We start from the raw sequence: 13,425 nt of genomic DNA on the forward strand, positions 1-13,425 counted from the left end.
GGCATTCGGCGTGCTCAGGTCGGGAAAAATATTTGATCCGGCCTTGCACGCCGCTTGACGGGGATAACAGTATCTACCGCTACCATATAGACAGATCAGCCTTACTTCAGGCGGCAGCTCAGCAGCCAATAGTACTCCAGGCGCTTCATGCGGATTTCGCGGGCCGAGTGGGCAAACTTCTTGCGCAGGTGGCTATCCGATGGGAAATTCTTCAGCACTTCATAGCGCTCTCCCCCATCCGTCGTGCGGAACTGGTGGGTATTGCCTTCCAGGTCGGTGCGCGCGATCACGGTGCTGCTGCCATCGACATAGGAATTGTCGATCAGTACCAGGAGGATGTCCTTGCCCAGTTTCGTGCGCAATTGCTTCAGGTACTTGTCCTGGTCTTCGCGCTTGACGTGCGACCACCAGAAACCGGCGAACACGGCCGTGAACTTGCCCAGCAAGTCATCGGGCAAATTGAAGGCGTCGAGCTTGGCGAAGGTGACATTGTCGGGCAAGCCGCGCGATTGGGCCAGCGCCAGCATTTCATCGTTGATATCGGTGGCCAGCACGGACTCGGCCGACTCGGCGACCACTTCCGTCCAGTAGCCGGTGCCGCAAGCCAGTTCCAGCACGGTGTGGCCTTCCAGCACGTCGGCGACCTTGTCGCGCAACACTTCCAGGTCTTCCTGGCGTTCGGGCTTGTCATAGACGCGCTCGTACTGCTGCGCGATGGTGGCGTAATATTTGGCAAGCTGATCGGTAATCATTGTTTCTTCTCTTCTTAAATAATCTTGGCCAGGCACCTCGCCCGGCCGGCTTCATGCATTGTTTATAGTTCGTAGTGCTCTTTATCACCGCTCATCGCCTGCTCGATGAGCTTGCGGTTCAGGGTCGGCGTCAGCAACTCGATAAAGGTATAGATATAGCTGCGCAAATACGCGCCCTGCTTGACGGCCACGCGCGACACATTCATGCCGAACAGATGGCCGACAGGGATGGCGCGCAAGCCTTTGTCGCGCTCGGCATCGAAGGCCATACCCGCTATGATACCAATCCCCATGCCCAACTCGACATAAGTCTTGATCACGTCCGCATCGATGGCTTCGAGCAAGATGTCCGGTTTCAAGCCGCGCAGCACGAAAGCGTGGTCGATCTTGTTGCGTCCGGCGAACGCGCTGTCATAGGTAATCAGGGGGAAAGCGGCGATTTCTTCCAGGGTCACGGACTTCGATTTGAGCAGCGGATGATCGACGGGCACCACCACCACGTGCTCCCATTGATAGCATGGCAAGGTAATCAAGCCATCGATGGCCGCGATCGATTCCGTGGCGATGGCCAGGTCGGCCTGGTCGCGCTGCACCATCTCGGCGATCTGGCGAGGATTGCCTTGCAGCAAAGATAATCTGACCTTCGGGAACTTCAGCATGAAGGCTTGCACGACCTTGGGCAAAGTGTAGCGCGCCTGCGTGTGCGTGGTGGCGATGGTAAAGCTGCCGCTGTCCTGCGCCGCGAATTCCTTGCCGATGCGCTTCATGCTGTCGATTTCCTGCATGATCAGCTCGACCGACTCGAGCACCAGGCGGCCCGGCTCCGTCAAGCCGCGGATGCGCTTGCCATGGCGCGTGAAAATATCCACTCCCAGCTCTTCCTCCAGCTCGATGATGGCTTTCGATACGCCAGGTTGCGACGTGAATAGGGCCTTGGCAGCGTCCGTCAGGTTGTAATTCTGCCGGACCGCTTCGCGCACGAAGCGCAGTTGATGGAGATTCATTGCTGGTTTGCCCTAGATTGCCGTGATTTGCCGAGTTTCCGCCCCACCCATGATTTTGCGTTCATGCATATACGCATATCGCATATAAGCAAATGCGTACTTAGTAGTTTGGAATAAACACTAAGTTTATTACTATTGCGGGTACTTTGGGGGTGCAAGCATGACTTTGTCTTATATAGTCTCAGGATTTGCCGTAGGATTACTCGTAGGAATGACCGGCGTGGGCGGCGGCTCGCTGATGACGCCGCTGTTAACCCTGCTGTTTGGCGTACCGCCTTCCGTGGCCGTCGGTACCGACCTGGCGTTTGCCTCGATCACCAAGAGCGCCGGCACGCTGACGCACCGCCTGCGCGGCACCATCCGCTGGGATATCGTCAAGCGCCTGTGCATCGGCGCCCTGCCCGCCGCCGTCATCGCGACCCTGGCGCTCAAATCGTTCGGCACCCTGTCGCCGGAAATCGGCCAGATCATCCGCTACTCGATCGCCGGCTCCGTGCTGCTGACCGTCGTGGCACTGATTTTCAAGGGCCGCATGCTGGCCTGGATCAATGCCCACCCCGAGAAACAATTACAAGGCAACAAGCTTGCCGCCGCGACCATCATTGCCGGCGCCGTGCTGGGCGTGCTGGTAACGGTCTCGTCGATCGGCGCCGGCGCCATCGGCGCGACCCTGCTGGTGATGCTGTATCCACGCATGAGCTCGGCCGAAGTGGCGGGCACCGATATCGCCTATGCCGTGCCCCTGACGGCCATCGCCGCCCTGGGCCACTGGTGGCTCGGTTCCATCCACTGGGAATTGCTGGCCTCCTTGTTGGTCGGCTCCCTGCCCGGCATTACGCTCGGTTCCTGGGTCGCCCGCTCCGTGCCGGAAAAGTTTTTACGAGTGCTGCTGGCGATGACCTTGACCGGCGTGGCAGTGAAGCTAATCTATTAATTACCGAACAAGTGACAAGAGCAGTATCAAGAACATAATCCCAGGCAATCTTCCAGCACCCCGGCTTTTTTAGGAATTGATATGTACCATTACGATCAGTACGACCACCTCATCATCAAAGAGCGCATCGCCCAGTACCGAGACCAGGTTGCGCGCCGTATCGCCAATGAACTGACGGAAGAGGAATTCATTCCGCTGCGCCTGCAAAACGGCCTGTACATGCAACGCCACGCCTACATGCTGCGCATCGCCGTGCCGTACGGCTTGCTTTCTGCTAAGCAGATGCGCATGTTCGCCCACATCGCGCGCAAGTACGACCGCGGCTATGGCCACTTCACGACGCGCCAGAACATCCAGTTCAACTGGATTGAGCTGGAACAGACGCCCGATATCCTGACGGACCTCGCTTCCGTGGAAATGCATGCGATCCAGACGTCGGGCAACTGTATCCGTAATACAACATCGGACCCGTTCGCCGGCGTCGCGGCCGATGAAATCATCGATCCGCGCCCTTACGCGGAAGTATTGCGCCAGTGGAGCACCTTCCACCCCGAGTTCATTGCCCTGCCGCGTAAATTCAAGGTCGCCATCAATGGTGCCGAGGAAGACCGCGCCGCCATCGCCGTGCACGATATCGGCTTGACCGCCGTGCGCAACGCGGCTGGTGAAGTGGGCTTCAAGGTCATGGCCGGTGGCGGCATGGGCCGCACGCCGATTTTGGGCAGCGTCGTGCGCGACTTCCTGCCGTGGCAGCACTTGCTGACCTACATCCAGGCCATCATGCGCGTGTACAACTTGCACGGCCGCCGCGACAACAAATACAAGGCGCGCATCAAGATTTTGCTGAAAGCCATTGGCGTGGAAGAATTCACGCGCCAGGTGGAAGCAGAGTGGGTCGACTTGAAAGACGGCCCGGAAACCCTGACGGCCGAGGAAATGCAGCGCGTGGCGGACTTCTTCAATCCGCCCGCCTACCTGGCCCTGCCGGAACTCGACTACAAAGCCGAGCACGCGGACAACAAGGCCTATGTGAACTGGCTGGCGCGCAACGTCAAGCCGCACCAGCGCCCCGGCTATGTGGCCGTCGTGCTGTCCCTGAAGAAAACGGGCGTGCCGCCCGGCGACGCGACGGCCGAGCAGATCGACTTCGTGGCCGACCTGGCCGACCGCTACAGCTTTGGCGAACTGCGCGTGACGCATGAGCAAAACCTGGTGCTGGCCGACGTCGAGCAATCGAAACTGTTCACGCTGTGGCAGGAAGCCAAGGCGCACGGCCTGGCCACGCCGAACATCGGCTTGCTGACGGACATGATCTGCTGTCCCGGTGGCGATTTCTGCTCGCTGGCGAACGCCAAGTCGCTGCCGATCGCTGCCGCCATCGCGGAACGTTTCGACAGCATCGACTTCCAGCACGACATCGGCGAGATCGAACTGAATATTTCCGGCTGCATCAATGCCTGCGGCCACCATCACGTGGGCAGCATCGGCATCCTCGGCGTCGACAAGGATGGCAGCGAATGGTATCAAGTGTCGATAGGCGGCGCGCAAGGCAACAACGCGGCCATCGGCAAGATCATCGGACCATCGTTCTCTTCCCTGCAGATGCCTGAAGTCATCGGCCGCCTGCTGCACGTCTACGTGCGCGACCGCCACGAAGGCGAGCGCTTCGTCGACACGGCCCAGCGCCTGGGCCTGGCGCCGTTCAAGGAACACGTATATGCAACGCCGATCACGGTCGGCAACCTGGTGGGAGAAGACGAATATGTTTGAAGTACGCGAAGAAATCATCAAGAACGCCGCCGTGGTGCCGAATACCTGGGGCTTGCTGCGCCTCGATGAAAACGACACGCCGGAAACGGTCGTCGTGCCAGCCGGCAAGGTCATCGTGCCGCTGCTCGTATGGCAAGCCCAGCGCGAAACCCTGGCCGCCCGCCTGCCCGACATCGGCGTATGGCTGGCCAGCGACGAGCGCCCGGAAGAACTGGCGGCCGACGTGGCGCAGCTGCCCGTCATCGGCGTGGACTTCCCGAAATTCACGGATGGCCGCGGCTATTCCATCGCGTTCAACCTGCGCGCCCGCCTGGGTTTCCAGGGTGAATTACGGGCGATTGGCGACGTGCTGCGCGACCAGCTGTTTTCCATGCACCGGGTCGGCTTTGACGCGTATGCGACACGCCCCGACCGCAGCATCCATGAGGCCCTGAAAGGTTTATCGGTCTTTTCGGAAACCTACCAGGCGTCGTGGGATCAAAAATCGCCGCTGTTCCGCCGCCACCAGCGCGAAGGCCAGAATCCTGACCTCGACAACGCGGCCGGCATCTGAGGACCAATCATGAGCGATTTGACTTCTTTGATTGACGCCACCGAGCAAACGCTGACACGTATCGCCGCGGATTTTTCGCCGGCCGTGTTCGCGTCCAGCCTGGCAGCCGAAGACATGGTGCTGACCGACATGATACTCAAGGCGAAGCTGCCCATCGGAATCTTTTCCCTGGAAACAGGCCGCTTGCACCAGGAAACCCTGGCCGTGCTCGACAAGGTGAAAACCCGCTACGACCACGACATCACCCTGTACCGCCCGCAGCCGGAAGCCGTGGCCGCTTACGTGGAACAGAACGGCCTGAACGCGTTCTACAACAGTGTCGAGATGCGCCGCGAATGCTGCCGCATCCGCAAGGTCGAGCCGCTGGGCCGCGCCCTGGCCGGCAACAAGGCCTGGGTCACGGGACAGCGCCGCGCGCAGTCCACCACGCGCGCCGAATTGCACGTGCAGGAAGACGACGCGGCGCACGCGATGACGAAATTCAATCCGCTGGCGGACTGGTCGGAAGAAGACGTGTGGGCCTACATCCGCGCCAACGACGTGCCGTACAATGCGCTGCACGACCAGGGTTACCCATCGATCGGCTGCGAACCGTGCACGCGCGCCGTGCAGCCCGGTGAAGATGTGCGCGCCGGACGCTGGTGGTGGGAAAACCCCGACTCCAAGGAATGTGGCCTGCACATGGTGGACGGCAAACTGATACGCATCAAATCCGTGGCAGCCTGAACAGACACAACAGACTCAGCAGAACAAGAAAGCACCCATATGAGCAATATTTTGAACCAGCGTCACCTCGACAGCCTTGAATCGGAAGCCATCCACATCATGCGCGAAGTGGCGGCTGAATCGGCCAACCCTGCGCTGCTGTTTTCCGGCGGCAAGGATTCCGTCGTCCTGCTGCGCCTGGCCGAAAAAGCCTTCCGCCCAGGCAAGTTTCCATTCCCCCTCGTGCACATCGACACGGGCCACAACTTCCCGGAAGTCATCACTTTCCGCGACAAGAAAGTGGCCGAACTGGGCGAACGCCTGATGGTCGGCTCCGTGGAAGACTCGATCCAGCGCGGCACCGTGCGCCTGCGCAACCCGGCCACGGATTCGCGCAATGCGGCCCAGGCCGTGACCTTGCTGGAAACCATCGCCGAACACGGTTTTGACGCCTGCATCGGCGGCGCGCGCCGCGATGAAGAAAAGGCCCGCGCCAAGGAACGCATCTTTTCGTTCCGCGACGAATTCGGCGCCTGGGACCCGAAAGCCCAGCGTCCGGAATTGTGGGACCTGTATAACACCCGCGTCCATCCCGGTGAAAACATGCGCGTCTTCCCCATCTCGAACTGGACCGAGCTGGACGTGTGGCAATACATCGCCCGCGAACAACTCGAATTGCCACCGATCTACTTCGCGCACGAGCGCCAGGTGATCCCGCGCAACGGGCTGCTGGTGCCGCTGACGGATCTGACGCCGCCGCGCGAAGGCGAGACGGTCGAAACGCAAGTCGTGCGCTTCCGCACGGTGGGCGATATCTCGTGCACCTGCCCCGTGTCGTCGGACGCGGCGACGGTCGATGCCATCATCGCCGAGACGGCAATCACGCAAATCACGGAGCGGGGCGCCACCCGCATGGATGACCAGACTTCCGAAGCCTCGATGGAAAAACGCAAGAAAGCAGGGTATTTCTAATGAACGCAGCAATCCAGAACACCAACCTCACCGACAGCCTGGAGCGCGGCATGCTGCGCTTCATCACGGCCGGTTCCGTCGATGACGGCAAGAGCACGCTGATCGGCCGTTTGCTGTTCGACAGCAAGGGCATCTTCGCCGACCAGCTCGACGCCATGTCGCGCTCCAAGCACAAGCGCACGGTGGGCGACACGGTCGACCTGTCCTTGCTGACGGACGGCCTGGAAGCGGAACGCGAGCAAGGCATCACCATCGACGTGGCCTACCGCTACTTTGCCACGCCGAAACGCAAGTTCATCATCGCCGACACGCCGGGCCACGAGCAATACACGCGCAACATGGTCACGGGCGCGTCCACCGCCGATGCCGTCATCATCCTGATCGACGTGTCGAAAGTGAAGCTGGGCGACGACGGCAGCGTGGAATTGCTGATCCAGACCAAGCGCCACTCGACGATTGCCCATTTGCTGCAGATCGAGCACGTGGTCGTGGCCGTCAACAAGATGGACCTCGTCGACTACGATGAAACGGTGTACAACCGCATCGTGGCCGCCTACCGCGAATTCGCCCAGTCGCTGGGCTTGAAGGACATCACGCCGATCCCGCTGTCGGCACTCACCGGCGACAACGTCGTCGAGCGCGGCGACAAGCTGGGCTGGTACACGGGCCCGACCTTGATCGAGCTGCTCGAATCGCTGTCCGTCTACGACGAATCGCACGACACGCCCTTCCGCTTCCCGGTGCAGCTGGTGGCGCGCCACAACGGCCACGAAGCAAACGACTTCCGCGGCTACATGGGCCGCATCGAGGCGGGTAAGGTCAGCATCGGCGACACCCTCGTGGTGCAGCCATCGGGCCAGACGGCAACCGTCAAGGATATCGTCACCCTGGACGGTTCGCTGCCAACGGCCGTGGTGGGCCAGTCCGTGACCCTGCTGCTCAATGAGTACCTCGATATCTCGCGCGGCGACTTGCTGGCGAGCAGCGAGCGCCCTGCCACCCTGCTGAAACAAGTGGTGGCCGACGTGTGCTGGCTGTCGGAAGACGCGCTCGACTTGCGCCGCAAGTACTGGATCAAGCACGGCACCAAGCAGACGGCGGCCAAGGTGACGGCGATCAAATCGATCCTCGACATCAATACGCAGCAGCGCCATCCGGCCGAAGGCTTGAAACTGAACGACATCGCCCGCATCAGCCTGAACGTGCAGCAGGCGCTGGCGGCCGACGCGTATGCCGATATCCGCGCCACCGGCGCCTTCATCCTGATCGATGAAGTCACCCACCAGACCGTCGCGGCCGGCATGGTTCGGCTCTAATCCCGTATCGTCCAGGAAAGGCAGCCACATGAACAGCTCCCCATCTCTCCCCGGCAAGGTCTATCTGATCGGCGCCGGCCCCGGCGCGCAAGACCTGATGACCTTGCGCGGCGCGCGCCTGCTGGCGCAAGCGGACGTCGTGCTGCACGACGCGCTGGTCACCGAAGAGATGCTGGAGCTGTGCCCGCAAGCGCAAAAGATTCTGGTCGGCAAGCGCTGCGGCCAGTTGTCGACGGCGCAGGCGTTCATCAACAAGCAACTGGTCGACAATGCGCGCAAGCACGCCGTCGTCGTGCGCCTGAAAGGGGGCGACCCCATGCTGTTCGGCCGCGCCGACGAGGAATTGCGCGCGCTGGAAGAAGCGGGCATCGCCGTCGAAGTGGTGCCCGGCATTACCACGGCCCTGGCGGCCGCGGCCGCTACACAGCAGCCGCTGACCAAACGGGGCGTGTCGCGCAGCGTGGCCTTTTTCACGTCCAGCACGGCGCCGGGCGAACCGGACCAGACGCGCATTCCCGACTGCGACACCCTGGTGCAATACATGGGCGGCCGCGAAGCGATCGCCACGGCCCAGCGCCTGCTGGCCCAGGGCCGCCGTGCCGACACACCGGTGGTGGTGATTGAAAACTGCAGCCGGCCGGACCAGCGTATCGTGCGCCTGACGCTGAGCGCGCTGGCGCATGGCCTGGGCGACAACCACGGTCCCGTGCTGGTGATGCTGGGCGACGCCATGGCCGCGCGCGCGCACCAGGCCATCGAAGAAACGGCCGCCATTCTGGCGCGCCATGCTTGAATAAACACAGCGTCTTTTACCGACTTTAAAGTCAGTAACCGACATCTTCAGAGGAAACATGATACGATGCTCACGCATCTTTTCTCGAGAAGTTGTTGTGTGATAGCAATAAATTCACGCTTCGCTCCGCCATAGCGCTTGCCATGCGGCCTCCCGGCTGACGGGAGCCCTGGCAATCTCCCCGAAAAAAGCTGCGCCCGCAGGCTGCAATACCGCGCCGCGCAACTTTAGCCTTACGACCACACATGAATTTCACCTCCATGCGCGAAGCCCTGACTTCGCTCAGCCGCAGCAATGTCGGCGTCGCCAGCGCTGTGCTGTTAAGCATGCTCGCCTCCATCGCCCTGTGGACGGTGTTTCCGAATATCGACGACGAAAACCATTTGCTGGAATGGCTGCAGGCGCTGTTCCTGGCCCTCGCTTGCACCGTGCACGGCGTGCGCGCCTGGCAAGAGAGTGACCGCCAGTCCTTGCGCTTCCTCATGCATGCGGGCCTGTGCGCGCTGCTGTTCGGCTTCCTGCTGCGCGAACTCGATATCGACCAGTTCGGCACGGCGCCCTTCTGGGCGCAGCTGGAAAAAGCCCTGCGCGTGGTGGAGTTACTGATCCTGATACGCTTGCTGATCTTCTTCGCGCCGCGCGCGCGCAAGGTGTTCGCCCATGCGGGCCTGATTTTCAGCATGCGCATCACCATCCTGACGGCCATCGGCGGCTTGCTGATGGCCGCCGGCTGGCCCTTCGACAAGAAGGTCTTCCATGGCATGCCCGACGCCTACGCGCTGCTGGGCGAGGAAGTCTTCGAACTGGGCGCCTATCTGCTGCTGTTCCTCGCTGCGCTGTCCGACAGCACGGCCGCCGCCCGCATCAGCCTGGCGCCGAAGAAAAAAACGGCTTAAGCACTTTCAAATGAGGATGGCAGCGGCAGCAGCCGCTGCAAGGTAGCGGCCACGCGCAGCAGGCGCGGGTCGTCGTCGTCGGCTTCGTCGCAGGTGTCGTTGATACAGAAAAACGGCAAGCTGCCGAAACGCGCCGCCAGCTCCTCAAGCTGCCGCGGCGCCGCCACATCGCCGCTGGCGATATGCAGCGGGTCGAGCATGCGCGAGCGCGCGAATCCCTGATGCACCATCCAGCGCGGCACCAGATCGGGCAGCAATGCCGGCACCTGCCACGAGCGGAACACCGTCGCGCGCACGCCGGCAAACATGGCCGGCGCCAGCCCTTCCAGTGCATGCAGCGCGCTTTTCAGCATGGGCCGCGGCGCATGCGCATACAGGCGCGGTTCATGCAGGTATTCCGCATACTGCGCCGACAGCCATTGCCGCGACAGCGTAGCGCAGTTGACTGGCGCCGCCACGTCGGCGCGCAAGTCCTGCAGATCATCGTGTGGCGCGCTCTCCGTGAAAACACTCAAACGCCGGTCGCCTTCCCCGCCGAACCAGAACGCGGGCTCGAACGGCGCGCCGAAAAATACGTCGTCGTTCAGGTACAGGAAGCGTTCGGACAGGCCCGGAATATGGTGCAGATACGATTCGATATGGCCTGAGTCGAACACGGGCAAGGATGCATCGGGCATCAAGCTCGCATGGTCGATCACCGTCAGGCGCGGTGAGGCGCACAGCCAGGCCGGCACTTGCCGGTCCGTCAGCAGGTAGACATGGCCGTGGCCGGGGAAGAAGCGCTCGAGCGCGCGCAGGTTGTAGCGCAGTTCGCCGTTGTCGCGGTAGCGCCCCGCCACGTTGCCGTGCAGGGCCAGCTGTCCCGGATGCGCCTGCGCCCAGGCGGCATAGGCGCGCCGCCGGCGCGCGCGCCAAGCGGGATCGGCGCCGTCTACCCACAGGTAGACGATGTCGATGCCGCTCAAGGGATAGGGCTGGAGCCTGGCGCCGCCACGCAATAATCGGCGATGGCGGCCAGCACGCTGGCGTTCTCGCCCACCGCCTCGACCACCTTCAAGCGCAGTGCCGGATGCTGCTGGCGCAGTTCTTCCAGCAGCAGCGGCAAGTCGCGCAGCACATGCCCGCCCTGCCCCAGGAACACGGGCACCACGGTGACGTCCAGGATGGCGCCGGCGGGCAGCTCGGCCAGCAGCGTCGCCACCAGTTCGGGCAGGCGTGGCGTCATCAGTTCCAGGAAGGCCAGGTGCACGCTGCTGCCTGGCATGCGCGCCTGGGTCAGGTCGCGCAGGCGTTCGAAGGGCGCGGCCCACGATGCGGCGCGCGCGCCATGGGCAAACAAGATCAGTGCCTGTTTCACGTTCGTCTCCATCAGTGCCGCTCCACCCACCACAGGGCGCCCAGCGCCAGCAGCAGATACAGGGCACTCGGCGCCACCGCCGTCAGGAAGGCCGGCCAGGTGCTGAGCAGCCCAAGATGCGAGAACAGGGTGTTGACCAGCATGAAGCTCACGCCGATCATGATGCCGATGAAGATCTTCAGGCTGATGCCGCCGCTGCGCGTATGCATGTAGGCGAAGGGCAGCGCCAGCGCCATCAGCACGAAAATGGCCAGCGGATCGATCAGCTTTTTCCAGAAGGCGATGCGGAAACGCTCGGTTTCCTGCTTGTTCTCGGCCAGGTGGCGCGTGTACACGGCCAGTTCGCTGGCCGACATGCGCTCGGGATCGGACGCCGACACCGTCAGGATCTTCGGCGTCACTTCCGACATCATGTCCTTGCTGGCGCTTTGCACCGTGCGCACCAGGCTCGTTTCCTGCCCGTAGTAGTTCGCCAGCTTCGGCTCGAAGCCGGGCGACGTGGCCGCGCTGTTCGAGAACGAGGTTTCCGTCACATCGGTCAGGCGCCAGATATTATTGCCCTGGTACGTCGCCCCCTTGGCCACGGTCAGGGTGCGCAAGCGCATATCGGTGTCGAATTCATACAGCTTGACGTTTTTCAGCTGGCCGTCCGGACGCGCTTCGCCCACATTGAAAAAGCGCGAGCCGGTGACGGTGCCCGTCAAGCCATCGCTCTTGACCATGTCCTTGGTCCACAGGCCAGAGCGAAACTCGCTCGACACGGCCGCGCCGCGCGAGGTCAGCTTGAGGCGTTCGGCCAGCGGTTCCGTGCGTGGCGTGATCAACTCGCCGAAGATAAAGGTGATGACGACGAAGACGATACCGATGCGGAACAGGAAACCGGCCGCCATCGCCGTCGACATGCTCGATGCGCGCATGATGGTGAATTCGGAACTGGCGGCAAACTGCGCCATCGTGTAGATGGTGCCGATCAGCGCCGCGATCGGCATCACCTCGTACACGTGCCCCGGCACCAGCACCAGCACATACAGGAAGGCATACTGGATGGTGTAGCCGTTGCGGCCCACCTTGGGCAGCTCGCCCGTCAGGTCGATGAAGGCTTGCAGTGCCAAAAAGGCCAGCAGCACGAACAGCACCGCCTGGAATATCGAGACCGCAAAATAGCGCTGTAAAATCTTCATTTCGGTACCGCTTTACTTATATTGCCGGCGCGGCGCGCGCGCTTGAAAGCCGCCAGCAGGACCAGCGGATGATAGCGGTGGTTCACATTCAGGCGCCACGCAAACAGCAGCACCACGGCCAGCGCCGCCAGCAGGTGCAGCGGCCACCAGGCCAGGCCGAAGGTCAGGCGGCCCTGCTTCACGCTCGCTTCGATGACCTTGATCAGGTTGCTGTACGTAAAGAAAATCAGCAGCGCGATAATCAGATTGGCCGAACTGCCGGCGCGCGGATTGACAAAGCCCAGCGGAATGGCCAGCAGGATCAGCATCAGGCCGATCAGGGGCGCGCTGACCCGCCACAGCAATTCGGCCATGGTGAACTGGTTGTTCGCCTCGACCAGCGCCATGGTGCTCATGGCGCGCACGCCCAGGTCCGCGCCCATCTCCTGCTGCTTGCTCTCGATGCGCATGATGTACTGTTCGAATTCCATGGTCTGGAAGTCCGCCTGCGTCGGCACGCCCTGGTAGCGGCGGCCGCTCTTGAGCACGAGGAAGCGTTCGCCCTTGGCGTCGGTATTGATCACGCCTTCCTTGGCGACGACGACGACCGCGCTGCCTTTTTCATCGACTGTATTGACGAAGACGTTCTGCACCACGTTCTTTTCGCCGCTGACGCCCTCGACGAAGAAGATGCGGTTGCTGCCGGCCGATTCGCGGAACTGGCCCGGCGTGACTTTCTGCAGGTCTTCGCGCTTTTCAAAGCGCACCACATATTCATCGCTTTTCTTTTGCGCCCACGGCGTGGCGTACAGGCTCAGGACGCCCGTGGCCAGCACCAGCGGCAAGCCGAAACTGAGCACGGGCCAGATCCAGCGCGACAGGCTCAGGCCGGAGGCGAACCACACGACCATCTCCGACTCCTTGTAGCTGCGCGTGACGACCATCAGCACCGAAATGAATCCGGTGAGGATGATGATGGTGGGCAGCTGCATCAGGGCGGAAAAAACCATCAGCGACATGACGTCGGACGACGCGATCTTGCCGCCCGCCGCCTTGCCGAGAATACCAATCAGCATCCAGGTGAGCAGGATGCTGAACAAAACTGTGAAGGTGGCCCCGGCGGCACTAGCCAATTCACGTCGAAGGGCGCGTTGAAAGATCATTCGGAGTTTATAATTCGGATCAGTTAGTTGAGTAACACGTTACTAGTAAA

13 protein-coding genes and 1 pseudogene are annotated in these 13,425 nt (G+C 61.9%); 8 read left to right on the forward strand and 6 right to left on the reverse strand.

The features are described from left to right. Positions 1 to 101 precede the first annotated feature (101 nt). Positions 102 to 752 carry a class I SAM-dependent methyltransferase gene (locus IGS55_RS04985; protein WP_230515327.1) on the reverse strand — a complete coding sequence of 217 codons (651 nt, stop codon included), beginning with the start codon at positions 750 to 752 and terminating at the stop codon, positions 102 to 104. A 62-nt stretch (positions 753 to 814) separates the two neighbouring features. Continuing rightward, positions 815 to 1,756 (reverse strand): CysB family HTH-type transcriptional regulator, encoded by a 942-nt coding sequence (locus IGS55_RS04990; RefSeq protein WP_034751505.1) that lies wholly within the window; start codon positions 1,754 to 1,756, stop codon positions 815 to 817. 160 nt (positions 1,757 to 1,916) lie between these two features. On the opposite strand from IGS55_RS04990, the gene IGS55_RS04995 reads away from it, so the two are divergent. From IGS55_RS04995 to IGS55_RS05030, 8 genes and pseudogenes are all read left to right on the forward strand, one after another. Then, positions 1,917 to 2,690 carry a sulfite exporter TauE/SafE family protein gene (locus IGS55_RS04995; RefSeq protein WP_034751508.1) on the forward strand — a complete coding sequence of 258 codons (774 nt, stop codon included), beginning with the start codon at positions 1,917 to 1,919 and terminating at the stop codon, positions 2,688 to 2,690. 81 nt (positions 2,691 to 2,771) lie between these two features. After that, on the forward strand, positions 2,772 to 4,460 hold the full coding sequence (locus tag IGS55_RS05000; RefSeq protein ID WP_230515328.1) for a nitrite/sulfite reductase: 1,689 nt from the start codon (positions 2,772 to 2,774) through the stop codon (positions 4,458 to 4,460). Further along, positions 4,453 to 5,013, forward strand: coding sequence for a DUF934 domain-containing protein (locus IGS55_RS05005; protein ID WP_230515329.1), 561 nt, complete (start codon positions 4,453 to 4,455; stop codon positions 5,011 to 5,013). The genes IGS55_RS05000 and IGS55_RS05005 overlap by 8 nt, the downstream gene beginning before the upstream one ends. A gap of 9 nt (positions 5,014 to 5,022) precedes the next feature. Next, complete coding sequence (locus IGS55_RS05010; RefSeq protein ID WP_035825926.1) at positions 5,023 to 5,739, forward strand: phosphoadenylyl-sulfate reductase; 717 nt, start codon at positions 5,023 to 5,025, stop codon at positions 5,737 to 5,739. 33 nt (positions 5,740 to 5,772) lie between these two features. After that, positions 5,773 to 6,690, forward strand: a pseudogene (cysD, locus tag IGS55_RS05015) (sulfate adenylyltransferase subunit CysD); the annotation flags it as partial. Continuing rightward, complete coding sequence (locus tag IGS55_RS05020) at positions 6,690 to 8,006, forward strand: sulfate adenylyltransferase subunit 1 (protein WP_230515331.1); 1,317 nt, start codon at positions 6,690 to 6,692, stop codon at positions 8,004 to 8,006. The pseudogene cysD and the gene IGS55_RS05020, both read left to right, overlap by 1 nt. A 28-nt stretch (positions 8,007 to 8,034) precedes the next feature. Next, positions 8,035 to 8,799: a uroporphyrinogen-III C-methyltransferase gene (gene cobA, locus IGS55_RS05025; protein WP_230515332.1), complete on the forward strand. Its 765-nt coding sequence runs from the start codon at positions 8,035 to 8,037 to the stop codon at positions 8,797 to 8,799. 245 nt (positions 8,800 to 9,044) lie between these two features. Beyond that, the gene (locus tag IGS55_RS05030; protein WP_230515333.1) at positions 9,045 to 9,695 is read left to right on the forward strand and encodes a hypothetical protein; all 651 of its coding nucleotides are present in this window, start codon (positions 9,045 to 9,047) and stop codon (positions 9,693 to 9,695) included. Here the strand turns inward: IGS55_RS05030 and IGS55_RS05035 are convergent. Genes IGS55_RS05035 through lptF form a run of 4 tightly spaced genes read right to left on the reverse strand, consistent with a single transcriptional unit; the run spans position 9,692 to position 13,375 of the window. Next, positions 9,692 to 10,660 carry a Stealth CR1 domain-containing protein gene (locus IGS55_RS05035; protein WP_230515334.1) on the reverse strand — a complete coding sequence of 323 codons (969 nt, stop codon included), beginning with the start codon at positions 10,658 to 10,660 and terminating at the stop codon, positions 9,692 to 9,694. The genes IGS55_RS05030 and IGS55_RS05035 overlap by 4 nt on opposite strands. Further along, entirely contained in the window at positions 10,657 to 11,064 is a 408-nt protein-coding gene (locus tag IGS55_RS05040) for a sirohydrochlorin chelatase (RefSeq protein ID WP_230515335.1), read from the reverse strand. Before IGS55_RS05040 ends, IGS55_RS05035 begins: the two co-directional genes overlap by 4 nt. Beyond that, positions 11,064 to 12,233, reverse strand: a complete 1,170-nt coding sequence (lptG, locus tag IGS55_RS05045; protein WP_152251680.1) for an LPS export ABC transporter permease LptG — start codon at positions 12,231 to 12,233, stop codon at positions 11,064 to 11,066. Before lptG ends, IGS55_RS05040 begins: the two co-directional genes overlap by 1 nt. Beyond that, complete coding sequence (gene lptF, locus IGS55_RS05050; protein ID WP_230515336.1) at positions 12,230 to 13,375, reverse strand: LPS export ABC transporter permease LptF; 1,146 nt, start codon at positions 13,373 to 13,375, stop codon at positions 12,230 to 12,232. The genes lptG and lptF overlap by 4 nt, the downstream gene beginning before the upstream one ends. Positions 13,376 to 13,425 lie beyond the last annotated feature (50 nt).

It is taken from the genome of Janthinobacterium sp. EB271-G4-3-2, from assembly GCF_020858035.1.
Lineage (GTDB): Bacteria > Pseudomonadota > Gammaproteobacteria > Burkholderiales > Burkholderiaceae_D > Janthinobacterium > Janthinobacterium aestuarii.